This is a genomic window from Brotomerdimonas butyrica, from assembly GCF_025567305.1.
Taxonomy (GTDB): Bacteria; Bacillota; Clostridia; order Peptostreptococcales; family Anaerovoracaceae; genus Lentihominibacter; species Lentihominibacter butyricus.
Genome location: NZ_JAOQJP010000011.1, coordinates 60309 through 84470 on the forward strand (window position 1 = coordinate 60309; position 24162 = coordinate 84470).

Here is a 24162-nt window from a genome sequence, read left to right on the forward strand (position 1 = left end):
AAAATGAGTGATTTTGACTTAAAGAACCTGGAAGCCAAAATTGAAAAAAGTTTGAACGTACTGAAAGAAGAAATGGGAACAGTAAGAGCAGGCCGTGCCAATGCAGCGCTGGTCGACAAAGTGATGGTGGAATACTATGGAACACCTACACCGCTCAAGGCTCTCGCTAACATATCGGTCCCTGAACCTAGAACTCTGCTGATATCACCTTTCGATCCGAAGAGCATCCCTGAGATCGAAAAGGGAATAAATGCGGCAAACATAGGTATCACACCTGCAAACGACGGTAAAGTGGTAAGACTTCAGATCCCTCAGGTAACAGAGGAGAGAAGAAAGGAACTCACAAAGGTAGTGAAGAAGCTCGGTGAGGATGACAAGGTAGCTGTAAGAAACCTCAGAAGAGAAGCCAACGACAAGGTAAAGAAGATGGAGAAAGCCGGCGACTTTACAGAGGACGATGCAAAGAGCACTCTTGACGAGATCCAGAAGATCATCGACAAGGCTGTAAAAGACATCGATGCTATCGTTGAAGCAAAAGAAAAGGAAATCATGGAAGTGTAAAGGCGGCGCGCGGTGCAGATGCATGCGCAGACAGCTTTTAGCTTTTAAGTATAATGAAGAGAGACAATAGATGTGGCCGAACAGTCACATCTATTTGCAAATTTTTACGAAAAACAGGAAACATACGGGATTTTTAGATATGCTTGACAGAGAAAGAATGCCTCAGCACGTTGCGATAATCATGGACGGCAACGGCAGATGGGCAAAGAAAAGAGGACTGCCGAGACTGGCAGGACACAATGCCGGAATGAAGGCGATGAAAAAAATAGTGGATCATTCGGACAAGCTGGGGATAAAATATCTTACTGTGTACGCTTTTTCCACGGAAAACTGGAAACGCTCGGTAGCAGAGGTGTCCGGGATATTCAAGCTGCTGGTGACGTACGTGAACAGCGATCTCAGAGAGCTGGTGGAGAACAACGTGCGTGTAAGAGTGCTCGGAGATTATACGAAGCTGCCGGCAGACGCGGTGAAAAGTCTTGAGCGCACGCTGAAGGACACGGAGAACAATACGGGACTCCAGTTCAACATCGCGCTGAATTACGGCGGCAGAGACGAGATAAGGAGAGCTGTGCAGGCGATCAGCGAGAAAGTGCAGTGCGGGGAGCTCGCGCCGGAGGATATCACGGACGAGATGATATCCGATGAACTGACGACCGGAAAGCTGCATGCAGACGTTCCGGATCCTGAGCTCATCATAAGGACGAGCGGAGAACTGCGCCTTTCCAATTTCCTGCTGTGGCAGAGCGCGTACAGCGAGCTTGTTTTTCCTCAGGTGATGTGGCCTGACTTTACTCCTGAAGAGTATGAAAAGGCTATCGCCGACTATCAGAGCAGAGAACGAAGATTCGGAGGTAGATAGGATATGAAAACCAGAGTTTTATCGGGACTGGTGATGGTCCCGCTACTGGCGATACTGTACTTTGGAGGGTATGTGCTGTTCGCGGCATGCCTTTGTATAGGGCTTATGGGAGTAAGAGAGTTTTATAACGGATTCCATGCGATAGGTGTAAAGCCGAGCTATCCCGTGGCATGCGTGGCGGCTGTAGCGCTTTATGCTGTGGAGCTTTTCGGCGGGGATCACAGGGAATGGTACATGCTGTGGTTCTTCGGAGTCGTTCTGGCGAGCCTGCTGTACCTCTTTAAGATAGAGGAGAGGAAGCTCGAGGATGCGATGGCGACGATCACCGGCATATTTTATGTCGTGTTCTTTTCGTTCCATGTGACGCTAGTCGACAGGACTGACTACAGCCTCATGGTATGGCTGATAGTCATCACGGCATTCGGGACCGATATCATGGCGTATTTCAGCGGATACCTTCTCGGAAAACACAAGCTGTGCCCGAAGATAAGCCCTAAAAAGACTATCGAGGGATCGATCGGCGGCATACTCGGAAGCGTTATACTGAGCGGACTGTTTGGCTGGTTCTTCATGCCGGACGTGCTGGTGCACTGTCTGGTTATAGGTGTGCTCGGCGGCACAGTTTCACAGTTCGGAGACCTTACAGCGTCTATATTCAAGAGAAAGATGGGTATCAAGGACTACGGCAATCTGATCCCGGGACACGGCGGCATACTCGACAGATTCGACAGCGTGCTGTTCACAGGTCCTATGGTTTATTACTACATAGTGCTTGTGATGGGATACATGGCGTAAAACAGCGCCTGCCCGGTATTGATGTGTTTATTGCAGAGGCGGACTTTTTATGAAAAGGATTTCGATTTTGGGCAGTACGGGTTCGATAGGGACCCAGTGCCTTGATGTTATATCAGGAAACAGAGACAGATTTTCTGTAGCGGCGCTTTCGTGCTCGAAGAGCATAGAGCTGCTGTGCAGGCAGATAGAGGAGCTTTCTCCGGCTGCCGTATGCGTGGCCGAGGAGGCGGATGCGGCTGAGCTTTCGAAAAAGTACAGCGGCATCGAGTTTTTCCACGGGGACGAGGGACTCAGGGCGATCGCAGCGATGGAGGACTGTGATATGGTCGTCAATTCCCTTATGGGGATGCGGGGACTGGAGCCTACGATGGCTGCGATAGAAGCCGGAAAGGACATAGCATTTGCCAACAAGGAAACGCTTGTGGTAGGCGGTCAGCTCGTGATGGATGCTGTAAAGCGCAGAGGAGTGAAGCTGCTGCCGGTGGACAGCGAGCACAGTGCGGTTTTTCAGTGTATCCAGGGGAGCGCAGGCAATGAGATCAGAAGACTGATATTAACAGCGTCAGGAGGTCCGTTCAGAGGATACAGTGCGGAACAGCTAAAAAGCGTGACGCTGGAGCAGGCTCTGGCGCATCCGAACTGGTCCATGGGAAAGAAGATAACGGTGGATTCGGCCACGATGATGAACAAAGGCCTTGAGGTGATCGAGGCAAAGTGGCTGTTCGATATACCTGCAGAAAAGATACAGATCGTCGTGCACCCGCAGAGCATACTGCATTCTGCTGTCGAATACTGCGACGGCAGCGTGATAGGGCAGATGGGACTGCCGGACATGAGAGTGCCTATCGCGTACGCGCTCTCATATCCTGAGCGCATGGAAATGACGTCATCGATGAAGAGTCTTGATTTCTTTTCGCTCAAAGACGGCATGACATTCTATCCTGCAGACGCGGAGGTCTTCAGGACGATAGGGCTTGCATACGAGGCATGCAGGATCGGCGGAAGCTATCCTGTAGCGCTGAACGGTGCGAACGAGGTGCTCGTCGACATGTTCCTGAAAGGAAAGATAAGATTCACGGATATCCAGGATACGCTCGTGAAAGTGATGGAGGAGCACAGACCGGTGCAGGATCTCGATATAGAAGGGATACTGGAGGAAGACTCAAGAATAAGAGAGAAAATGAGGAATATGTTTTAGCAGGAGGATGATTTATGACTGTGATATATGCGATTCTGATTTTCTGCGTTCTCATATTTGTCCATGAGTTCGGGCATTTTGCTGCTGCAAAGGCCTGCGGGATCAAGGTAAACGAGTTCGCGATAGGAATGGGGCCTGCGTTTTTCAAGAAACAGAAAGGCGAGACTCAGTATTCGCTGAGGATATTCCCGATCGGCGGATTCTGCGCGATGGAAGGTGAGGACGAGGATTCAGAGGACGAGAGAGCCTTTAACAATAAACCGGCATGGCAGAGAGCCATCGTGCTTGCGGCAGGGGCATTCATGAACCTGGTCACTGCGGTAGTGCTGATGATCATAATAGCATGCTGGTCGGGACAGGCGACAACGGTGATCGATCAGGTACTCGATGATTCGCCGGCATATGAGGCCGGGATACAGGCAGGAGATGAGATAACAGCTGTTGACGGAAAGAAAACAGACAGCTGGAACGATATACTGACAGCGATCGGCGGCAAGAAAGACGAAGCGGTCGAGATAACACTGCTTAGAGACGGCAGTGAGCTTTCGATCACCGCGGCAGCCGAATATGATGAGGAATCAGGAAGAGCGAAGATCGGGATAAAGCCGGAGATAAGACACAATGTCATAGCCGGGTTCGGCACCGGGGTGAAAAACACCGGACGGATGACGGTTATGATGTATGACACGATCAGACAGCTGATAACAGGCGACGTGTCAGTCAAGGAACTCAGCGGACCTGTAGGTATAGTGTACGCGGTGAACGATACGGCGAAGGCCGGAGTCATTTATGTCGTATATCTGTCAGCGCTGCTCAGCCTGAACCTTGCGATAATGAACATGCTGCCGCTGCCGGCGCTTGACGGCGGACGTCTGCTGTTCCTGCTGATACGCAAGATCACAGGAAAGCGTGTTACAGATGAAATGGAAGGAAGGATACATTTCATCGGCATCGTGCTGCTGATGCTCCTGATGGTCTTCGTGACGTGGAACGACATAGTGAAATTCATAGTTCCGCTGTTTTCGTAGTGTCGGCAGTGCAGGTAAAACCATCACCGGCGGCGTGTGGAAGCAGCAGATGGTGCTGAAGTGATGACCCGGTCGATCACCCGGTCACGATCCGGCAGGATCGGTTTATAAGGAAGGTGCAGCATGAAAAAGAGTGTATTTTGCGGCGGTGTCAGGATCGGAGGAGGAAGTCCGGTCTCGATACAGTCGATGACGAATACGTCGACATCTGATGTCGATGCAAGTGTAGATCAGATAAAGCGGCTCGAGGATGCCGGCTGCGAGATAGTGAGACTTGCTGTCCCGGACGAGGATGCAGCTGACGCTTTTGCCGAGATCAGGCGCAAAGCGCAGGTGCCTCTCGTTGCCGACATACATTTTGACTACAGGCTCGCGCTCAGAGCGATAGATGCGGGCGCTGACAAGATCAGGATCAACCCCGGCAATATCGGATCTGAAGAAAACGTGAGACAGGTAGTGGAAAAGGCGAAGAAAGCCGGGATACCGATAAGAGTGGGAGTGAATTCCGGTTCACTGGAAAAAGATATACTCGAGCATTACGGCAGAGTCACAGCAGAGGGACTTGCCGAAAGCGCGCTCAGAAACGTGGCGCTGCTGGAAAAATACGATTTCGACGATATCGTGATATCTCTTAAATCTTCTGACGTGAAGATGAATTTCGACGCGTACAGGATCGTCGATGAAAGATCGCCATATCCTTTGCATATCGGAGTCACAGAAGCCGGCACTGTCGGAAGAGGTAAAGTAAAGTCAGCTGCAGGAATAGGTGCGCTGCTGCTTTGCGGGATAGGAGACACGATGCGCGTGTCGCTGACTGCCGATCCGGTCGAAGAAGTGATCTTTGCAAAAGAGCTGCTGGCGGCGACCGGCATAAGAAAGGACCGCATAGAGATAGTTTCGTGTCCGACATGCGGGCGTACCGAAGTAGATCTTCAGGTCATAGCCGGAGAGATAGAGAGACGTGTGGAGCTGCTCCAGGACAGAGGCGTCAGGGATCTCAAGATCGCAGTGATGGGCTGTGCGGTGAACGGACCGGGAGAAGCTAAAGGTGCGGATATAGGCGTCGCATGTGGAAAAGGCAAGGGCGTGATCTTTGCAGGCGGCAGCATACTGAAGACAGTCAGCGAAGAAGAGATAGCGGACGAGATAATAAAACTGGCGGAGGAATATGAAAAAAATACTGGAAGAATCGATTGACTTTTCCAAGATAGGAAACTATAAAAAAGAAGATATAAGGTTTGAGATGAAAAAAGCTGTGATCTCCAGCGAAACAGGAAGGCTGTCGCTGGAATCGGAGCTTAATTTTGTGCTACCGTACGAATCGGTCGACAGGTTCAGGCGGTCGCTGCAGGGCAGGATGCCGGACATAAAAGGCATAGATCTCAGTATTTCATATAAGGATCTGATACAGAAGCCTGAGGAGGCGATCGGTCCGTACATAGGGCACATGATAGCTCTCGTAAACGGCAGATATGCGCATGTCACCAAGACGATATACACGGACAGGTGGGAGCTCGAGGATGACAGGCTCACAGTGTATGCACTGGGTCAGATGTCTGTAGATGTGCTCAACAAGGAAGTGGCAGACAAATTCCGCAGGCTGCTGAAAAGAGACCTCGATATGGATCTGGAGGTCAGGTTCGAGAACAATACGCAGGAATACAAGTCTGTCGGCAGGAAGATGGAGGAAAAGGAACGCACCGTCTACGAGGAGCACAAGGAGATCGCGGCGGCCAGGAAGAGCAGCAGACCGGAAAAACCTGCGGCGTCTTCCGGAGACGGAGGCTTTGGCGGCGGTTTTCCTGCAAATGGCGCGGCAGGCAATGGCGGCAAGCCGTTCAGAGGCAGGAGGCGCAATGTCTATGTGCCTGTGAAGGGCAACCTGATAATGGGTGAGCCGGTTGCCGACAGAGCTATACCGATAGGAGAAGTGACTTCAGAGAGCGGCAATGTCGTGATAGAGGGAGAGCTGTTCAACAAGGACTGCAGGACGACCAAGAATGACAGCAAGCTCGCCAGCCTTTTCGTCACGGACAAGCGCACGAGCATATGCGTCAAGGCGTTCGTGCTCAACGAGAAGTGGGATGATATAGAGAAGCATCTCAAGGACGGCGACGGAGTCCGCATACAGGGAATGGCCCAGTGGGACAGATTCGACAACTGCGTGACTATCATGGCCGACAGCATAGAAAAGGTTGCGAAGAAGCAGCGAAAGGACACTTATCCTGAGAAACGCGTAGAGCTGCATGCGCATACGAAGATGAGCGCGATGGACGGTCTCAACGAGGTCGCGGATCTCGTAAAGACTGCAGCCGCGTGGGGGCAGCCGGCAGTTGCGATCACCGACCATGGTGTGGTGCAGAGCTTCCCTGACGCCGCCAAGACGGCGAAGAAGCTCGCCGGCGACAAGGAAAATCCTGTGAACATCAAGATAATATACGGTATGGAAGGATATGTGTTCGACGATGCCGACTGTCACAATGAAGACGGCACGATAGAGTACAAGAAAAAAACGACGAACCACATAATCCTGATCGCGAGGACACAGGAGGGCCTGAAGAATATCTACAAGCTCGTTTCGTACTCGCACCTGCAGTATTTTTACAAGAGGCCGAGACTGCCGAAATCCGTGATCGAGCAGCACAGAGAGGGGCTGATAATCGGCTCGGCATGTGAAGCTGGAGAAGTGTATCGCGCGGTCACAGCAGGAAAGAGCCAGGAAGAGCTCGAAAAGGTCGCGTCGTTTTACGACTACCTGGAGATACAGCCGCTCATCAACAACCAGTTCATGATAGATCAGGGAATGGTCAAAGGTCAGGAGGAGCTGCGTGAACACAACAGGACGATAGTCGCACTGGCAGATAAGATGGGAAAGCCGGTCGTTGCGACCACTGATGCTCACTACAAGGAGCCTGAGGCAGCGATATACAGGAATATCCTGATGGCGGGCATGGGCTTCAAGGACGCCGAAAACGGGCAGGGCCTTTATCTGAGGACCACCGATGAGATGATGGAGGAATTCAGCTATCTGGGCGAAGAGACCGCCAGGAGAGTAGTGATAGAGAACACGAACAAGATCGCGGATATGGTGGACGACGGCATCATGCCGGTGCCCAAGGGCAAGTTCCCGCCGAAGATCGACGGCGCTGAGGAGACTCTCAGGCAGACCTGCATGGAAAAGGCGCACAGCATCTATGGTGACCCGCTGCCGCCGGAGATCGGACAGAGACTCGAAAAGGAGCTTTCGTCGATCATTGACAACGGATACGCGGTCATGTACGTGTCAGCACAGATGCTGGTGAACAAGTCGATGCAGGACGGATATCTGGTCGGGTCACGAGGTTCGGTAGGGTCCTCGTTTGCGGCCACGATGGCGGGCATCACAGAGGTAAATCCGCTGGAGCCGCATTATATCTGTCCTAACTGCAAGAAGCTGATATGGGGAGATATGCAGCAGTACGACTGCGGTATAGACATGCCGGAGATGGACTGCCCGGACTGCGGCACGCCGATGAACAGAGACGGCTATACGATACCGTTCGCGACGTTCCTGGGATTCGACGGAGACAAGGAGCCTGATATCGACCTGAACTTTGCAGGGGAATACCAGGCGACTGCTCACAAGTACGTAGGTGAGATCTTCGGAGAAGAAAACGTGTTCAAGGCCGGTACCGTAGGTACTGTAAAGGACAAGACGGCATACGGATACGTGATGAAGTTTGCGGAGGAGTTCAATCGTCCGATAAACAAGTTCGAGGCGGATCGTCTGACGAAGGGATGCACCGGAGTCAAGCGTACGACGGGACAGCATCCGGGAGGCATAATCATAGTGCCTGACGACCATGAGATATATGAGTTCTGCCCTGTGCAGCACCCTGCGAATGACGTGAAGAGTGATATCATCACGACACATTTCGACTACCATAAGATAGATGAGAACCTGCTCAAGCTGGATATACTGGGGCACAACATACCGTCCATGATACGTCAGCTGCAGGATATGACAGGCATAGATCCGATGAAGGCCGATCTGACGGACAGAAAGGTACTGTCGATATTCAACGGCATAGAGGCGCTGGATATCAAGGATCCGGACTACAAATTCACACATGGGAGCTACGCTATCCCTGAATTCGGCACGGGCTTCGTTCGCCAGATGCTCGACGATACGAAACCGGACAAGTTCGCGGATCTCGTGCGTATTTCGGGATTCTCGCACGGAACGGACGTATGGCTGAACAATGCGCAGGACTATATACGAAGCGGAACTGCTACGATGAGAGAAGTTATCTCGACCCGAGACGACATCATGAACTATCTGATACTCAAGGGCATCGAGAACAAGACTTCGTTCCAGATCATGGAGGACGTGCGTAAAAACAGGCCGCTCAAAGAGGAACAGCTCAAGGTCATGAAAGAGCACGGCGTTCCCGACTGGTACATAGATTCGTGCATAAAGATCCAGTACATGTTCCCGCGTGCTCATGCGGTGGCATATGTGATGATGTCGTTCCGAATGGCATGGTACAAGGTATACTACCCAGTGGAATTCTATGCGACTTACTTTTCGAGTACGGTGGCGAATTTCGATACGGATACGATACTGAGAGGACCAAAGGCGTGCCTGGACAGGATCGACGCGATCGTCGCGATGGGCAACAACGCTTCTGCAAAGGAGCAGGATGACATACTGATCCTAGAGGTCGCATACGAGATGTACGCGAGAGGCTACGAGTTCGAACCGGCAAGACTGGGAATCTCGGACAGCCTGCATTTTCTGGCACATGATGGAAAGGTGCTGCTGCCGTTCGTTGCCATCGACGGAATGGGTGAGAACGCAGCGAAGACTCTCGTAGAGGAGTACAACAGGAGGCCGTACGAGACAGTTGAGGAAGTCAGCGACAGAGGCAAGGTCAACAAGTCGGCCATCGACGCTCTGCGCCAGCACGGCGTGCTTGACGGACTGCCGGAGACGGCGCAGATAAGTCTGTTCGGGTAGGCATTGCAGAGCTTCAGCCATACATAAAAAACTGCTGTACCGGATCGTGAGAGATCAGGCACAGCAGTTTTGTCTATACACTGCATCCGTATGAGAGATTGTTTTCTTTGATGTATTCCTTGCCCCAGTCGCACATGGCATTGAGCACTGGGAACAGACTCTTTCCGAACTCTGTGAGAGTATATTCTGTCCTCGGCGGGACTTCCGGGTAGATCTTTTTATTTATCAGTCCGTCACTTTCCAGTTCCTTGAGCTGCTGTGAAAGGACTTTGTCGGTGGCATTCGGCGCCAGCCTGTGGATCTCGCTGTAGCGCATAGGGCCGTATATGAGATTCCAGAGTATCACCGGTTTGTATTTTCCGCCCATGAGTTTTACTGTAGCTTCGACCGGGCAGATAAATGTAACTTGGCAATCTTCTTTCATTAGTTCGTTCCTTTCCTTTTGGTTAGTACCTGTCATATTGGTTAGTATCTGTTTAAAAAGTGCGTTCTTGTTTGAAGCTTTTATTATAGTATAATTATGTTAAGGTCAAATTTCAAGTGGTTAAACAAACCGCACTTATAAATTACAGCTTATGATAAGAACAGAGAAAGGAGTGGTCAGGGTTAGATGCAAAGCGCAGACGGTCAGAGACCGGCACTTTTGCATAACGTTATGGCAGCGGCATCGATATGAGTGTCGCGAATATCAAAATAGCCTTTTATGGTATTTGTGGATTTACCATAGAAGGCTATATTTTTGTCTTACTTTCTGTATCGTATCGCTGATCGTCGAATGATCGAGCACAGTTATATATGATAGATATAGTCGCTTTTTCGCGGCGACTGCTTTCCCATTCCTGAAGCGGCGTATGTGCCTGCCTCGCATATCCTGTCTATGATTTCCTGTGGTATCATGTCAGGCTTGTAGCTTCTGACGCTGCGTCTGGTTTCTATTGATTTTATTATTTCGTTCATAGTATCGCCTTCTTTCTGAAATATTCTGCTGATATTATAGTCCCTTGAATGCAAAAGTACAAGCAGATGGCAACGCAATCATACTATATTGTCAGCTGGAGCGTGTTAAACTCCTGTTTACATAAATTTAACATAGCTTTTACTGCTTTCGGATTGACTAGGTCAGGCCCTTTTGTTATACTTCGCAATAATACCATTTGAGAGGAGGGGAAATTTAACATGGATGAAAGCGATAGTGATTCTGAAGCGAACCGATTCAATAGGATTTTAATTCATATATCGCAAGGCATGGACTATGTATTCAGAATATAGGCCATGTTTTTGGTTGCTTTTAAGCAAGTGTGATATTTAGTTGATTTTATTGTAGAAAGGTTTTATTTATGAGTACATCGATTTATATTCTTTTATTAGTACAGATTATTTTAATTGCATTGAATGCGATTTTTGCAAGTGCAGAGATTGCTGTTTTATCAATGAATGAAACAAAGTTAGAACGAATGGCAGAACAAGGTGATAGTCGGGCAAAGCGATTAGTACGATTAACACAAGAGCCGGCACGATTTCTTGCGACGATTCAGGTGGCGATCACATTGTCAGGATTTTTGGGAAGTGCTTTTGCAGCGGATAATTTCTCAGAACCTTTAGTTGACTGGGTTGCTGGAATGGGCGTGGATATTCCACGTTCTACTTTAGATACTGTAGCTGTTATATTGATTACATTGATTTTATCATATTTCACGTTGGTCTTTGGTGAATTAGTTCCGAAGCGGATCGCAATGAAAAAATCTGATGAGCTGGCAATGGGGGTTTCGGGACTGGTTACGGGAATCTCTATATTCTTTAAGCCGATCGTATCATTTCTCTCGATCTCAACAAATGCTGTCTTGAAGATTTTTGGCATCGATCCAAATGAAACAGAAGACCGGGTAAGTGAAGAAGAAATACGTATGCTTGTTGATGCGGGAAGTGAAAAAGGAACAATAGATCATCAGGAAAAAGAATTTATTCAAAATGTTTTTGAATTCAATGATGTTATGGCTGGTACGATTGCTACACATCGAACAGATGTTACAATATTATGGATGTCTGATGATGTGAAGGAGTGGGATGAAACGATCCACAATACACGACATACACTTTATCCCGTTTGTGGAGATTCGATAGATCGTGTTATTGGTATTTTAAATGCAAAAGACTATTTTAGATTAAAAGAAAAAAATAAGGATACGGTCATTGATTCTGCGATTTCTGCACCTTACTTTGTTATGGAAACTACAAAAGCAGATGTGCTTTTTAAAAATATGAAACAGTCGAAGCAATCTATGGCGATCGTATTAGATGAATATGGTGGAGTGGTCGGAATAGTGACACTTATTGATTTATTAGAAGAAATAGTTGGCGATTTAAATGATATCGGACCGGTATCACCGGAAGAAACTGTTGTAAGAATAAGTGATAATAAATGGGAAGTGAAAGGAAATATACGATTAAGTGATATTGAAGACGCTACAGGTGTTACATTTGCAGCAGAAGACTGTGACACATTTACCGGATTTCTATTTCAAAAATTCAGTATGGTACCAAAGGATGGAGCTGCAAAAATAGAATTAGAAATAGAAAATATGCATATAATCATCGATAAAATAAAAGAGCATCAAGTTGAACATGCAATCATAGAAATCATAGAATAAAAAACTATGAAATCGCATTTGTAATTAAAAAAGTGATCATCATTACCTTATGTTATAAAAACAGAATAGAAAGTGACTTAAACGACTTATCTTGAATCGGAATGACTTCAAATAAGTCGTTTTGTATATAGGTGACTTGGATGGAACGACCTGAAAAGCTATTTTCCTCAAACGGGTAAAAACTTTCAGAACATTGAAAACAGTGGCTTTGGTGAGTTCTTATAGAAAACTGCAGAAATCTGGCATAGTGCTTGCTCTATATAAATGCAAAGGATGAGGTCATGACTTAAGCTTTTAAAAGCAGAGGAAAGGAGAAGAGAATGCCAGATTTAAAAGAGATAAAAGAGTTTATTATTGAATGGAATGAAGTTAACACAGCGGATTATTATGAAGCTTCAGACCAAATATGGGAAAACCCGGAACTGTCCATGCAGGAATATAAATCATCACAAACATTGATTAATCTGCTTGAAAAAGCAGGCTTTGAAGTGGAAAAAGCTGTTGCTGGCATGCCTACGGCATTTATTGCCAGCTATGGCAGCGGAAAACCTGTTATAGGAATCAATTGCGAATATGATGCCCTTCCGGGACTTTCTCAGGATAGAGAAAAGCTTGAAAAAGCACCGGTAAAACAGGGCGCTCCCGGACAGGGATGTGGACATAACCTGCTTGGAACTGCCGGTGTGAAAGCTGCAACTGCAATTAAAGAGGTCATAGAAAAATTCAAACTGCCGGGTACTGTGAAAGTTATAGGTGCTCCTGCAGAGGAGTTGTGTCTGGGAAAGCCTTTTCTTGGCAAGGCCGGATACCTGTCAGGTTACGATGCATTTCTTGACTGGCACCCCTGGAATTATACGAAGGTAAATTATGATAGTTGTCAGGCATACATGAGTGTAAAATATCATTTTACAGGCAGAACATGCCATGGCAATTCTCCATGGCATGGCAGAAGTGCACTGGATGCGGCTATGCTGCAGGGACATGCAGTGGAAATCATGAGAGAGCACATGTATCCGGGATGCCCACCAGATGCAGCGAACACGATAAATTATACATTTGTCACCACAGGACCTGAATTTCCAAGCGTGGTTCCGGATTATACGACTGCATGGTATATAGGAAGGTTTATTACTACAGAGGACATGGAAAAAGCGCTCGAAAGAATAACAAAGTGTGCGGAGGCAGCCGCAATGGCAACGGAGACAGAAGTTGAGAGAGAACTTGTTACAGCGACACATCATAAAATCCCCAACAGAGTGTTGGCAGAGTGCATGTATAGCAATATGGTGCAGGTGGGCGCTCCTGACTTTTCATCAGAAGAACACAAAAAAGCCAAAGCTATACAACGTGAACTGGGACAGCCTGAAACCGGTATGCCAACAGAGATAGAACCGTTTGAGGGTGGCTACACGGTTCTGTGCGATACACCTGAATACAGCTGGAATGCACCTTATGCAACGGCTTGGATAGCTATGGGGATGAAGGACTGCGGATGGCACCATTGGGGAGTAACAAGATGCGCAGGAGATACCATGGGACAGAAGAGTATGGACTGCGCCGCAAAGGTTATTTCAATGACTGCAGCAGATCTTTTGTACTCTCCGGAAATCCTGGCAAAAGCACATGCGGAATGGATGGAAAGAATGGAAGGAAAACAATATCAAAGTCTGCTTTTTGATGATATGGAGCCGCCCGTTAACCTGAACAAAGATACGATGTACAAATACAGATAAACTGTATACAATGTAAATACAAGACAACATGCTGGTTTGTGTATGATGATGATCAGGTTCGGAAGTGTAAATGCTGTCATGTTTTTCAGGAAGGGGGTAGGGATTATTGAATATGCAAGACGATTTCTACAGGGAGCTTATAAACAAACTGGAAGACTATAAAAGTGCTTTGAAGAATGTAGGCTTTGCCGCATATGAGTTGTCGCGGATAAAAATGCCAGAAGATGAAAAAGAACTGCTGGATGCACTTGATGTCATAATAAACTCAAGTATTGAATTGAATTATATTCTTGATGAAGCTCCCAACAGTTTCGTTGTAAGTGATGAAAATGCCATCTGCATCAGAGTGAATAAGGCTTTTGAAAAAATGGTAAAAATTTCACAAAAGGATATAGTCGGAGCCAATATGGAGGAAATGCATGAAAAAGAAATATTCAGGCCATCGGTATGCTGGCTGACATTGAAGGCAAGAGCACCGGTTTCTGTTCTGCAGGAAATCAAGGATATAAAAAACATGGTTGTAACAGGGGTTCCTGTTTTTGATAAGGAAGGAAATCTATTCAGAGTGTTTACCAATGCCGTAAAAGCGGACGAGGTGGAAGCAATAAACGAATATATAACAAAACTTCAGACACCGGAAGACGTCAAACAGAAAAAAATAATTGCCCGCAGTGCCTCTATGCAAAGCATTCTAAAGCTGGCGGATATTGTAAAAAACACTGACTCAAATATTCTGATAACTGGAGAAACCGGTACAGGAAAAAATGTAATTGCATCTTATATACATGAAACAAGTATAAGGGGCGCTCAAAAGATGATAAGTGTAAATTGCGGAGCTATCCCTGAAAAGCTTCTTGAATCTGAACTGTTTGGGTATGAGAAAGGTGCATTTACAGGAGCTGACAGGAAAGGTAAAAAAGGTCTTGTAGAAGCAAGTGCAGGAGGGACCCTCTTCTTGGATGAAATATCTGAATTGCCATTGTTTCTTCAGGTCAAGCTTCTGAATTTCCTGCAAACAAAAAAAATCACCAGAGTGGGCGGAATAACAGAGCTTAGTGTTGATACTCGAGTAATTGCTGCGAGTAACAAACGACTAGATAAAGAGGTAAAAAAAGGAACCTTCCGGCAGGATCTTTATTATAGATTAAACGTAATACCTATACACATACCATCTCTTGAAGAACGTAGAGACGACATTGTGGAAATGGCGGAATATTTTCTGGATTTTTACAGCAACAAGTATGGAAAAGAAATAAATTTGACCGAAGAAATAAAGGAATTCATAACAAACACCAAATGGCCGGGAAATGTCAGGGAATTAGAAAATTACATTGAGCGTCTTGTTATAACCAATGACATTAACCTGTGCATAAATCTGAGTAAAGATGATATGCTTCTGAATAACGATCATGAATTTTCTATTAAAAGGATTCCCGACGAGAAAGAACGAATTATTGCGTTATACGAAAAGCACCGAAGCAGTTACAAGGTTGCAGAAGAACTGGGTATAAGCCAGTCAACTGCATACAGAAAAATACGAAAATATATGAATGACTCAAAATGAATGATTTGAGTTAGAAAGCGACTTGAACGATTCGACAGAAAAAACTGATTTTTTACATAAACTGCGCCCGTGCTTAAATTTCAATGATTCAAAGAATTACTGTCTTCTATGCTCTTTGGCATAAAAGTTGCGTTTTATTTGAGTAGCAGTTGTTGATATTGACTGCGGCTGTTTTAAAACCCTTAAGGATTTCGAAATCGCAATTTATTATTTCATGTGGGATAAGAGAAAGGAGTGAAACGGTATATGAAAATAAACGAGAAAAGGCTTGAAGAACGAATGAATCGTATCAACAGTATTGCAGTTACAGCAGAATCCGGTATGATGCGGCTTGCCTTGACAGATGCTGATAAGGAAGCTCGGGATCTGATAGTATCATGGCTTGAAGAAGCCGGAATGGAAGTAAAGATTGATGACATGGGATCTGTTTACGGGATTTTAAAAGGAACCAATCCTGATGCAAAGCCGATTTGTGTTGGGTCTCATGCTGACACACAGCCTAACGGTGGTAAATATGATGGCTTATTCGGCGTAATGGCAGGGCTTGAAGCTATTATTTCAATAAAAGAGAGCGGCAAAAGAGTTGAAAGCAGCCTTATACTTGTAGATTGGACAAACGAGGAGGGTGCGAGATTCGTTCCGCCTATGCTGGCAAGCGGAGTGGTTTCCGGCAAATTTGATTCTCAATGGGTATATGACAAAGAAGACGTTGATGGAATAAGGTATGAAGATGAGCTGATACGTATAGGTTATAAAGGGCAGAAAGAAAACAGGCTAAAGGGCATAAAAGCTTACTTTGAACCGCATATCGAGCAGGGACCGGTACTGGATGCCGAAGGAAAAAATTTTGGTGTTGTAACAGGTGCGTTAGGGATAACAGGCCTTGATGTTACCATAAAGGGTGAGGCAAATCACGCAGGGACAACGCCTATGAGCCACAGGAAAGATCCGGCCGCCGCAGCAGCAGAGGCAATATCTGCAATAAGGCAGAACTGTATTGATTTCGGAGACCCTGCTGTTCTGACGGTGGGAGTTATAAATGCAAGGCCTGCCAGCAAAAACATCGTACCGGGAGAAGTGTATTTCAGTGTGGATCTAAGATATCATACTGATGAAGGGATGACGGAACTTGAAGAACAGACAAAACAGATTATTATGGAGATATGCAGCAAATATATCGTGTCAGTTGACATTGCGCGGTATTGGAGAGCAGATCCAGCATCTTTCAATGAATCGATAATATCCTGTGTCGAAGATGCGGCTCGTGAAAACAACATGAACTATATCAGAATTATCTCAGGTGCCGGACATGATGCTGTTTTTATCAACGAAGTCATGCCGACAGGTATGTTATTTGTGCCAAGCATAAAAGGTATGAGTCATTGCCCGCAGGAAGATACGCGCTGGGAAGATATTGTTAAAGGAGTAGAGATAACAGCAGACGTTCTGCTTAAACTAGATAAAGCAGATGTCTGAGATGCTTGATATTAAGTGATTTTGTTTTTGCTTAAATCATTACAGATGGTTGTTTTAATCAAGTTGAGAGGAGGTAAGTTTATGCATACTACAGTTTTCATCTCATTGATAGTAATTGTCGTGCTGGTAATTGCATTTATTCTTGCAGGGGCATATCTGAGAAAAGTAGCAGTTACCGCAGATGATTTTCTGCTTGCCGGGAGAGGTGCACCTTTCTGGCTTATGGCAACGGCTTTTCTTGGTGGTTATGTAGGCGGCGCAAGTGTTTCCGGATATGTAGGGTACGGTTATCAGGATGGTATTTCACAGATGTGGGCATCACTGTTTGTAGTAACCGGCAGTGTTGTGTTTATATTACTGTTTGCTCGCAGACTGAATTATTTTGGACGAACAACCAAAGCCGTTACAATCTCGGATTTCATATGCGCAAGATATGGCGAGGTAATGCGTCTGCCTGTAGGTATAGTAGCACTGATGAGACCGGCAATTCTGACCGGCATGCAGTTTTTAGCTATATCTACAGCAATGACTGTTGTTTTTGGAACCAGCATAAGGTTTGGGGTTTTGAGTTCTTCTCTGATAATACTCCTGTATCTGATAACCGCAGGTCAGTATTCGGCACTGGTCACTCAATGGTTCCAGGCGATTTTACAATCAATAGGTATATTGCTGTTCACACTGGTAGCAATAAAAACTATAGGAGAGCCTACCGAGGTAACAAAAGCTTTTTATACGGTACTGCCTGAAGGATTTACAAATTTTTTCAATCTGCCATTCTCAGTATTCAGCACATATCTGCTGACACTCGGATTGTTTTATCTTGCTGATCCATGGATGTACATGTGGGCATATGTAGGAAAAACCCCAAAAGTAAGCTCTAATGGCATGCTGGCAGTTCTTGGCGGTTCATATTACAATGTTCTGCCGTTCCTGGGAGGAATGGCAATTCTCACAGGTGCACTAAAGGGTGTATTTTCAGTTCCTGAAGGTCTTGCAGGTGACAGTATGTATACATGGTTCACTCTTGAGTTTTCGGGAACATTTATAGGCGTTTTGGTTCTTGCAGGACTGCTTATGACTATAATTTCATGCGGCTCTTCATTTGCTATGAATGGAGTAACTATAATAACGAGGGATATCTATAACAAAGCTATAAATAAGAATGCCACGGATAAACAGGTGCTCCGGGCCAGCAGGGTATCCGTACTGATAGTTGTAGGTATCGGTATAGCCAGTGCATTGTGGCTGCCGATCCTTGTTCCGCTGTGGGTACTCGCACAGGCAATTGTTTTGTCAGGACTGTTTGCTACGTCAATGAGCGCCTGGTTCTGGAAACGTTCTACAACTGCGGGCGCAATGGCATCTACTGTTGGCGGAGCAGCAGCTGCATTTTTGTGGGCCGTGTATGCATGGATAAGTGAGGGAAGCCCTGGAGCATTGATTGGAGGATTTCATGCTGTTCATGTGGGTTTTATAACATCCATACCATTGATGATCATTGTAAGTCTGTGCACTAAACCGGATTATGATCGGGCGGAGATAACCAGTTGGAAACGCCTTGGAAGAGAAATGTATTCATCTACGGATCTTCCGGAGTCAGAGCGGAATTTCGGAAAAGGGTTCTATGGATATCTGGGTGCTGATACAAGTGGGTGGAAAACTTTCTGGGTATGTTTAACTATTATTTTCGGAGCTCATTATATTCTGTCATTTGCCTATGCGAATATGCATGTAGGCATTGCAATGACATGGGTATCAATAGTTGTAGGAACTCTCATGATTTTTATGATGGCTGTTTTAGGTGGAAAGGATATAGTCGGACTGTTTAAAACGACAGCCAAGAGCAGAAAGCAGGAATAATAAAAGTAAAGTTATCCTGTGATCTGTCAGGAAGTCCGGACGGGTAGAGCAGTTTCGCTGAATTAAATTCTGAATGAAATTGCAAATATCCCTTGAAATTTCAATATCCATATGCTATCCTTATAAAGGTATAACTAATGAACTTAGTAAGAGTGGGTGAAACGCCCACTCTTTACTTTTGTAAACAGGAGAAAACCTGTTGTATTATAAAATCGAAAGAGAGATTTTTATGGCGAAAAAGAAAATAACCGATACAGTAGAAGAACTTCTTGCCGGATTTCTGAAAGACGAAGACTATGAGCTTTACAACTGCGAGTATATAAAGGAAGGCAGAGACTGGTTCCTGCGCGTTTATATCGACAAGACGGCTCCGGATGAATATGTTGGTACGGAGGATTGTGAAAAGGTCAGCAGGTTCCTGAGCGAAAAGCTGGATGAGGAGGATCTGATAGAACAGAACTACTATCTCGAGGTTTCCTCACCCGGCATGGACAGACCGCTGATAAAGCGCGAGCATTACGAAAGATACACAGGAAGTGAAGTCGAGATAAAGCTTTACAAGGGAAAAGACGGAACGAAAAACATACAGGGCGTGCTGGACAGCATAGACGGAGATTCAGTAACGGTCACAGATCACAGCGGCAAGGTGTGGGAGCTTCAGTTGTCGGAGATAGCCAAGGCGAACCTGGCTGTTATTTTCTAATTAGGAGGGTATGAAAAATGAATAAAGAGTTTATAGCTGCTATAGATGACCTGGTAAAAGAACGAGGCATTTCAAAGGATGTTCTGATCGAGGCTATAGAATCAGCACTTGTTTCAGCATATAAAAAGAATTACGGAACATCACAGAACGTCAGAGTCAATATCGACAGAGAGACCGGAGATGTAGACGTGCTGATGAGAAGAGACGTAGTGGATGAAGTCGAGGACGAATTCACAGAGATATCACTCGAAGATGCGCTGGAGATCGATCCGAGATATCAGGCGGGTGATGTAGTCGAATATCAGGTGACGCCTAAGGACTTCGGCCGTATAGCTGCGCAGACAGCCAAGCAGGTCGTGGTGCAGAGGATCAGAGAAGCCGAGAGAGGCATGATCTTCGACAACTACATCAGCAGACAGGGAGACCTGATAACAGGTGTAGTGCAGAGGATAAGCAATGATACGATATTCGTGAACATGGGAAACACCGAAGGTATCCTGGTCGCAGGAGAGCGAGCTTCAGGTGAAAGATACAAGGTCAACGACAGGATAAAGGCATACATCATGGATGTGCGCAAGAGCACGAAAGGACCTCAGATCTTTCTTTCAAGGACTCATCCGGGATTCGTTGAGAGACTGTTCGAACTGGAAGTGCCTGAAATAGAGGACGGTACAGTACAGATAAAGAGCATCGCCAGGGAAGCTGGATCGAGAACCAAGATCGCGGTATACACCGAGGATGAGAATGTGGATCCTGTAGGCGCATGTGTCGGAACCGGCGGATCGAGAGTAAAGAACGTCGTTGACGAGCTCTTCGGAGAGAAGATAGACATCACGACATGGGACGAGGATCCGAAGATCCTGATCAAGAACGTTCTCAGTCCGGCAAAGGTCGAGGAAGTCATTATAGATGAAGAAGAAAAGACTGCAACTGTAGTAGTTCCGGATTATCAGCTTTCTCTCGCTATCGGCAAGTCAGGCCAGAACGTGAGACTCGCGGCAAGGCTCTGCGGCTGGAAGATAGACATCAAGAGCCATAGTCAGTACTTCGGAGATCCGGAGGATGAGGAACTGCTCGAGGATGAATACATGGAAGACGATATCGAGTATGTAGACGACGAGGACGGCATCGAATATATCGACGATGATGAAGACGAGATAGAGTATATCGATGACGAGGACGATCAGGATATGAACGAAGAGATCACGGAGATCCCTGAAGATATCGAAGACATGGAGGATATCGGGGATGACGGAGAGATCACAGAAACTGCTGAAGACAGGGGCGATGAGATTGAAGACTAAGAAGGTGCCTATGCGAAGATGCGTAGGATGTATGGAATCGAAGCCCAAGAGCAGCCTGATAAGGATAGCCTGCTATGAAGGAAAGGTAAGCATAGATCCTGCAGGCAAGGCAAAGGGAAGAGGCGTTTACGTCTGCCCGGACATGGAGTGCATGGCCAAGGCGAAGAAAAAGCGCGCTTTCCAGAGGAACTTCGGAGTGGAGATATCCGACGACGATATGGATGCTGTATTCAGGGAGCTCGAGAACTATGAGAAGTAAGGTCGAAAGCTATCTCGGGTTTGCAAAGAAATCAGGTAATCTTATGTCAGGAAGCAATACATGCATTTTCGGCATGGCAAAGGGCAAGGTAAAGCTCGTGATCCTGGCAGATGACATCTCTGAAAACAGCGAGAAGAAAATGATGAAAGAAATCAGAAAGCACGGTGTCGCATATGTCAGATACGGCAGCAGCGACGAGCTTTCCCATGCTGTAGGAACATCGGGAAGAAGCGTGTTCGCCGTGTGTGATGATAACTTTTCTAAAGTTATTCTGAATGAGATAAACAGGGATTTATAATAAAGGAGGAAGTGCGTATGAAAATAAAGGAGCTGGCATCAGAACTCAGCCTGACCGGCAAGGAAGTGCTTGAAAAAGCAAAGACTATGGGAATAGAAGTGTCAGGCATAAATGATGAGCTGTCAGATATCGATACGACAGCAGTAAGAAACACCATCATGAAAAGCGGGACTCACGCCGAGACGAAGGTGGTAAGAGTGAGAACGAAAAAATCCGACAGCGAGAAGAAGGATGGTGAACCCAAGGTAACTGTAAAAGCCGCCAAGATCAAGCTTCCGGAAGTCAAGAAAGCGGCAAAGACCACTGCAAAGTCCTCCGCAAAGACAGTTGCTGCAAAACCGCCGGTAGGAAAGCCGATCGTTTCCAAAGAGGTAGAAGGCAGGATGAAGCCGCCTGAAGGGAAACCGGTAGCAAAGGCAGCGGTAGAGGAAAGACTCGTAAAGGAAGAAAAAAAGCAGGCTGAGAAACCTGTTCAGGAAGAAAAGAAGCCGGAGGTAAAGGCGGCAGAGCATCAGAAGCCTGCAGAGAACGCAGCAAAGGCAGAAAAGCCTGAACCTAAGAAGCCGGAAGCTCCGAGAAGACAGAGCAGACTCAAGGTCATCAAGAGAGCAGAGGACGTAAAGCGCGAGGAAGAAGAAGCTGCTGCAAAGCGCGAAGCTGCAAGAAAAGAAGCGGAGAAGCGTGAAGCGGAGCGAAAGACAGCGCAGAAGGCTGACGACAGAAAGCGAAGGAGCGACCGCGGCGACAGAAACGACAGAAGTGAAAGAGGCGACAGGAAGCAGGGCGACAGAAGATCGAACGACAGGAGACAAGGCGGCAAGCCTCAGGACAGGAAGAACGATCGAGGCGAGCGCCAGGAAAGACCTCAGCGCACTGCGCCTAGAAAAGACGAAGGCGTCGATGTAATGGCAACAAAACCGGGTTCTCAGAGTACAAAGAAGAAGAACAAGGACAAGGACAAGGAGCACGACAAGTTCTCAAAGCTCGAACGCGGAGGCAACGGCAAGAAGTCTATGAAATCTCAGCCGAGATCCCTTGAAAAGCAGGTAAGGAACAAGAAGCACAACAAGCCGAAGACTGCACCGGAGCCGGAGATTGAGGAAGTTGAACTTCCGGTAGGCACAGTCATGATAAACGTGCCGATCACAGTTGCAGGTTTTGCAGAACAGACTAAGACGACGGTTTCACAGATAATCATGACTCTGATGAAGATGGGCGTTATGGCGAACATCAACCAGAATCTCGACGAAGACACAGTAGTTCTCCTCGCGGAGGAAATGGGTATACAGATCGCGGTAGGCAGAGTGCAGGAGGAAGCTCAGGAAGAGGGAATCGAAGATTTTGAGGACAAGGAAGAAGATCTCAAGCCTAGAGCACCGATCATCACCGTTATGGGTCACGTAGACCACGGTAAGACGTCACTCCTGGATGCTATAAGAAAGACAAACGTTACGGCGCAGGAGTCAGGCGGTATCACACAGCACATTGGTGCGTCGGAAGTAGAAATAAACGGACAGAAGATCGTGTTCCTGGATACGCCGGGACATGAGGCTTTCACAGCGATGAGAGCAAGAGGAGCGCACGCTACTGATATCGCGGTGCTCGTAGTTGCCGCAGATGACAGTGTAAAGCCGCAGACGCTCGAATCCATCAGCCATGCAAAGGCTGCAGGTGTTCCTATGATCGTTGCCATCAACAAGATCGACAAGCCGGGAGCAAATCCTGATCTCGTAAAGTCAGACCTGGCAAACAACGGTGTACTGGTAGAAGACTGGGGCGGAGACGTTATCAGCGTGCCTGTATCTGCAAAGACAGGTGAGGGTATCGTGAATCTGCTCGAGATGATACTTCTTCAGGCAGAAGTGCTCGAGCTCAAGGCAAACCCTGACAGACTGGCTCTCGGTACAGTACTCGAAGCTCGCCTTGACAAGGCAAAGGGTCCTGTGGCAAGTCTGCTGGTACTCAACGGCACGCTTAAGACGGGTATGAGTATTGTCGCAGGAACATGCTCAGGAAAGATCAGGCTGATGACGAACCACAAGGGTGAAAAGCTCAGAGTAGCAGGACCGGCTACAGCAGTAGAGATCCTGGGTCTCACAGAAGTGCCGCATGCAGGTGACGTGTTCAATGCTGTAAAGGACGACAGGCTTGCGAGAGAGATCGCAGAGAACAGACAGCTCAAGCTGAGAGAAGAAGTGCTCGCGAGAAATTCAAGCACTACACTGGAGGAACTCTTCAGTCAGATACAGGAAGGCGAAGTAAAGGAGCTCAACCTTATCATCAAGGGAGACGTTCAGGGTTCTGTAGGAGCCATCGTATCATCGCTTGAAAAGCTTTCGAACGACAAGGTGAGAGTAAAGATCGTACACACAGGTGTAGGTACGGTCAATGAATCGGATATAATGCTGGCAGGCACGTCGGATTCGATAATAATCGGATTCAATGTAAGACCGAGTGCGGCAGTGAGCGCTATCGCAGAGCGTGAAGGCGTACAGATCAGAACATACAGAGTAATCTACGACATCATCGATGATGTAGAGAATGCTATGAAGGGTATGCTCGATCCTGAATTCAAGGAAGTCATCCTGGGAACAGTAGAGATAAGAGATACGTTCAAGGTACCTGGAGTCGGCATCGTAGGCGGAGCTTATGTAACTGACGGCAAGGTAGTCCGCAACGAACAGATACGTCTTGTAAGAGACGGCATAGTGATCCACGAAGGAAAGATATCGTCACTCAAGAGATTCAAGGACGACGCAAGAGAAGTCACTCAGGGCTACGAATGCGGTATCGGCATAGAAAACTACAATGATATCAAGGAAGGCGATGTCATAGAGTGCTTCACTATGGAAGAAATAGATAGAAAATAGGAGG

19 protein-coding genes are annotated in these 24162 nt (G+C 46.8%); 17 read left to right on the forward strand and 2 right to left on the reverse strand.

All coding sequences use genetic code 11. The features are described from left to right. Positions 1–3: 3 nt before the first annotated feature. The 7 genes from frr to OCV59_RS08835 all read left to right on the forward strand — a co-directional run bounded on the left by frr (position 4) and on the right by OCV59_RS08835 (position 9443). On the forward strand, positions 4–561 hold the full coding sequence (gene frr, locus OCV59_RS08805) for a ribosome recycling factor (RefSeq protein WP_147594123.1): 558 nt from the start codon (positions 4–6) through the stop codon (positions 559–561). Between the two features lie 70 nt (positions 562–631). After that, entirely contained in the window at positions 632–1423 is a 792-nt protein-coding gene (locus OCV59_RS08810; protein WP_147594124.1) for an isoprenyl transferase, read from the forward strand. Between the two features lie 3 nt (positions 1424–1426). Continuing rightward, on the forward strand, positions 1427–2218 hold the full coding sequence (locus tag OCV59_RS08815; RefSeq protein ID WP_147594125.1) for a phosphatidate cytidylyltransferase: 792 nt from the start codon (positions 1427–1429) through the stop codon (positions 2216–2218). Positions 2219–2267: 49 nt separating this feature from the next. Beyond that, on the forward strand, positions 2268–3416 hold the full coding sequence (gene dxr / locus OCV59_RS08820; protein WP_147594126.1) for a 1-deoxy-D-xylulose-5-phosphate reductoisomerase: 1149 nt from the start codon (positions 2268–2270) through the stop codon (positions 3414–3416). Positions 3417–3430: 14 nt separating this feature from the next. Beyond that, complete coding sequence (gene rseP / locus OCV59_RS08825; RefSeq protein ID WP_147594127.1) at positions 3431–4444, forward strand: RIP metalloprotease RseP; 1014 nt, start codon at positions 3431–3433, stop codon at positions 4442–4444. 123 nt (positions 4445–4567) lie between these two features. Continuing rightward, positions 4568–5641: a flavodoxin-dependent (E)-4-hydroxy-3-methylbut-2-enyl-diphosphate synthase gene (gene ispG, locus OCV59_RS08830; RefSeq protein WP_147594128.1), complete on the forward strand. Its 1074-nt coding sequence runs from the start codon at positions 4568–4570 to the stop codon at positions 5639–5641. Next, on the forward strand, positions 5613–9443 hold the full coding sequence (locus OCV59_RS08835) for a PolC-type DNA polymerase III (protein ID WP_262584259.1): 3831 nt from the start codon (positions 5613–5615) through the stop codon (positions 9441–9443). The genes ispG and OCV59_RS08835 overlap by 29 nt, the downstream gene beginning before the upstream one ends. A 73-nt stretch (positions 9444–9516) precedes the next feature. On the opposite strand, the gene OCV59_RS08840 is transcribed toward OCV59_RS08835, so the two are convergent. Continuing rightward, positions 9517–9867, reverse strand: coding sequence for a winged helix-turn-helix transcriptional regulator (locus tag OCV59_RS08840; protein WP_147594129.1), 351 nt, complete (start codon positions 9865–9867; stop codon positions 9517–9519). A gap of 365 nt (positions 9868–10232) precedes the next feature. Beyond that, positions 10233–10400 (reverse strand): nitroreductase family protein, encoded by a 168-nt coding sequence (locus OCV59_RS08845; RefSeq protein WP_147594130.1) that lies wholly within the window; start codon positions 10398–10400, stop codon positions 10233–10235. Positions 10401–10780: 380 nt separating this feature from the next. On the opposite strand from OCV59_RS08845, the gene OCV59_RS08850 reads away from it, so the two are divergent. The 10 genes from OCV59_RS08850 (at position 10781) to infB (ending at position 24158) form a co-directional block, all read left to right on the forward strand. After that, positions 10781–12091, forward strand: coding sequence for a hemolysin family protein (locus OCV59_RS08850; protein ID WP_147594131.1), 1311 nt, complete (start codon positions 10781–10783; stop codon positions 12089–12091). 320 nt (positions 12092–12411) lie between these two features. Continuing rightward, complete coding sequence (locus OCV59_RS08855) at positions 12412–13824, forward strand: amidohydrolase (RefSeq protein WP_147594132.1); 1413 nt, start codon at positions 12412–12414, stop codon at positions 13822–13824. Positions 13825–13936: 112 nt separating this feature from the next. Beyond that, positions 13937–15388: a sigma-54 interaction domain-containing protein gene (locus OCV59_RS08860; protein WP_262584278.1), complete on the forward strand. Its 1452-nt coding sequence runs from the start codon at positions 13937–13939 to the stop codon at positions 15386–15388. 246 nt (positions 15389–15634) lie between these two features. After that, a complete protein-coding gene (locus tag OCV59_RS08865) occupies positions 15635–16864 on the forward strand; it encodes a M20 family metallo-hydrolase (protein ID WP_147594134.1) in 1230 nt (409 codons plus the stop codon). Between the two features lie 81 nt (positions 16865–16945). Then, a complete protein-coding gene (locus OCV59_RS08870; RefSeq protein WP_262584260.1) occupies positions 16946–18724 on the forward strand; it encodes a sodium:solute symporter family protein in 1779 nt (592 codons plus the stop codon). 229 nt (positions 18725–18953) lie between these two features. Beyond that, complete coding sequence (locus OCV59_RS08875) at positions 18954–19427, forward strand: ribosome maturation factor RimP (RefSeq protein ID WP_147594136.1); 474 nt, start codon at positions 18954–18956, stop codon at positions 19425–19427. 17 nt (positions 19428–19444) lie between these two features. Then, on the forward strand, positions 19445–20731 hold the full coding sequence (nusA, locus tag OCV59_RS08880; RefSeq protein ID WP_147594137.1) for a transcription termination factor NusA: 1287 nt from the start codon (positions 19445–19447) through the stop codon (positions 20729–20731). Beyond that, entirely contained in the window at positions 20676–20990 is a 315-nt protein-coding gene (gene rnpM / locus OCV59_RS08885) for an RNase P modulator RnpM (protein WP_147594138.1), read from the forward strand. The genes nusA and rnpM overlap by 56 nt, the downstream gene beginning before the upstream one ends. Next, positions 20980–21288 (forward strand): L7Ae/L30e/S12e/Gadd45 family ribosomal protein, encoded by a 309-nt coding sequence (locus OCV59_RS08890; protein ID WP_262584261.1) that lies wholly within the window; start codon positions 20980–20982, stop codon positions 21286–21288. The genes rnpM and OCV59_RS08890 overlap by 11 nt, the downstream gene beginning before the upstream one ends. Positions 21289–21305: 17 nt before the next feature. Next, a complete protein-coding gene (gene infB / locus OCV59_RS08895) occupies positions 21306–24158 on the forward strand; it encodes a translation initiation factor IF-2 (protein ID WP_262584262.1) in 2853 nt (950 codons plus the stop codon). Positions 24159–24162: the final 4 nt, after the last annotated feature.

Excerpts from the sequence above, each read along its gene's own strand:
- OCV59_RS08850 (WP_147594131.1), top strand. The coding sequence starts at position 10,781 with ATGAGTACATCGATTTATATTCTTTTATTAGTACAGATTATTTTAATT.
- OCV59_RS08815 (WP_147594125.1), top strand. The coding sequence starts at position 1,427 with ATGAAAACCAGAGTTTTATCGGGACTGGTGATGGTCCCGCTACTGGCG.
- rnpM (WP_147594138.1), top strand. The coding sequence starts at position 20,676 with ATGACGGAGAGATCACAGAAACTGCTGAAGACAGGGGCGATGAGATTG.
- infB (WP_262584262.1), top strand. The coding sequence starts at position 21,306 with ATGAAAATAAAGGAGCTGGCATCAGAACTCAGCCTGACCGGCAAGGAA.
- OCV59_RS08890 (WP_262584261.1), top strand. The coding sequence starts at position 20,980 with ATGAGAAGTAAGGTCGAAAGCTATCTCGGGTTTGCAAAGAAATCAGGT.
- OCV59_RS08870 (WP_262584260.1), top strand. The coding sequence starts at position 16,946 with ATGCATACTACAGTTTTCATCTCATTGATAGTAATTGTCGTGCTGGTA.
- OCV59_RS08845 (WP_147594130.1), bottom strand. The coding sequence starts at position 10,400 with ATGAACGAAATAATAAAATCAATAGAAACCAGACGCAGCGTCAGAAGC.
- OCV59_RS08860 (WP_262584278.1), top strand. The coding sequence starts at position 13,937 with ATGCAAGACGATTTCTACAGGGAGCTTATAAACAAACTGGAAGACTAT.
- rseP (WP_147594127.1), top strand. The coding sequence starts at position 3,431 with ATGACTGTGATATATGCGATTCTGATTTTCTGCGTTCTCATATTTGTC.
- nusA (WP_147594137.1), top strand. The coding sequence starts at position 19,445 with ATGAATAAAGAGTTTATAGCTGCTATAGATGACCTGGTAAAAGAACGA.
- OCV59_RS08875 (WP_147594136.1), top strand. The coding sequence starts at position 18,954 with ATGGCGAAAAAGAAAATAACCGATACAGTAGAAGAACTTCTTGCCGGA.
- OCV59_RS08810 (WP_147594124.1), top strand. The coding sequence starts at position 632 with ATGTGGCCGAACAGTCACATCTATTTGCAAATTTTTACGAAAAACAGG.
- OCV59_RS08855 (WP_147594132.1), top strand. The coding sequence starts at position 12,412 with ATGCCAGATTTAAAAGAGATAAAAGAGTTTATTATTGAATGGAATGAA.
- OCV59_RS08835 (WP_262584259.1), top strand. The coding sequence starts at position 5,613 with ATGAAAAAAATACTGGAAGAATCGATTGACTTTTCCAAGATAGGAAAC.
- OCV59_RS08865 (WP_147594134.1), top strand. The coding sequence starts at position 15,635 with ATGAAAATAAACGAGAAAAGGCTTGAAGAACGAATGAATCGTATCAAC.
- dxr (WP_147594126.1), top strand. The coding sequence starts at position 2,268 with ATGAAAAGGATTTCGATTTTGGGCAGTACGGGTTCGATAGGGACCCAG.
- OCV59_RS08840 (WP_147594129.1), bottom strand. The coding sequence starts at position 9,867 with ATGAAAGAAGATTGCCAAGTTACATTTATCTGCCCGGTCGAAGCTACA.
- ispG (WP_147594128.1), top strand. The coding sequence starts at position 4,568 with ATGAAAAAGAGTGTATTTTGCGGCGGTGTCAGGATCGGAGGAGGAAGT.
- frr (WP_147594123.1), top strand. The coding sequence starts at position 4 with ATGAGTGATTTTGACTTAAAGAACCTGGAAGCCAAAATTGAAAAAAGT.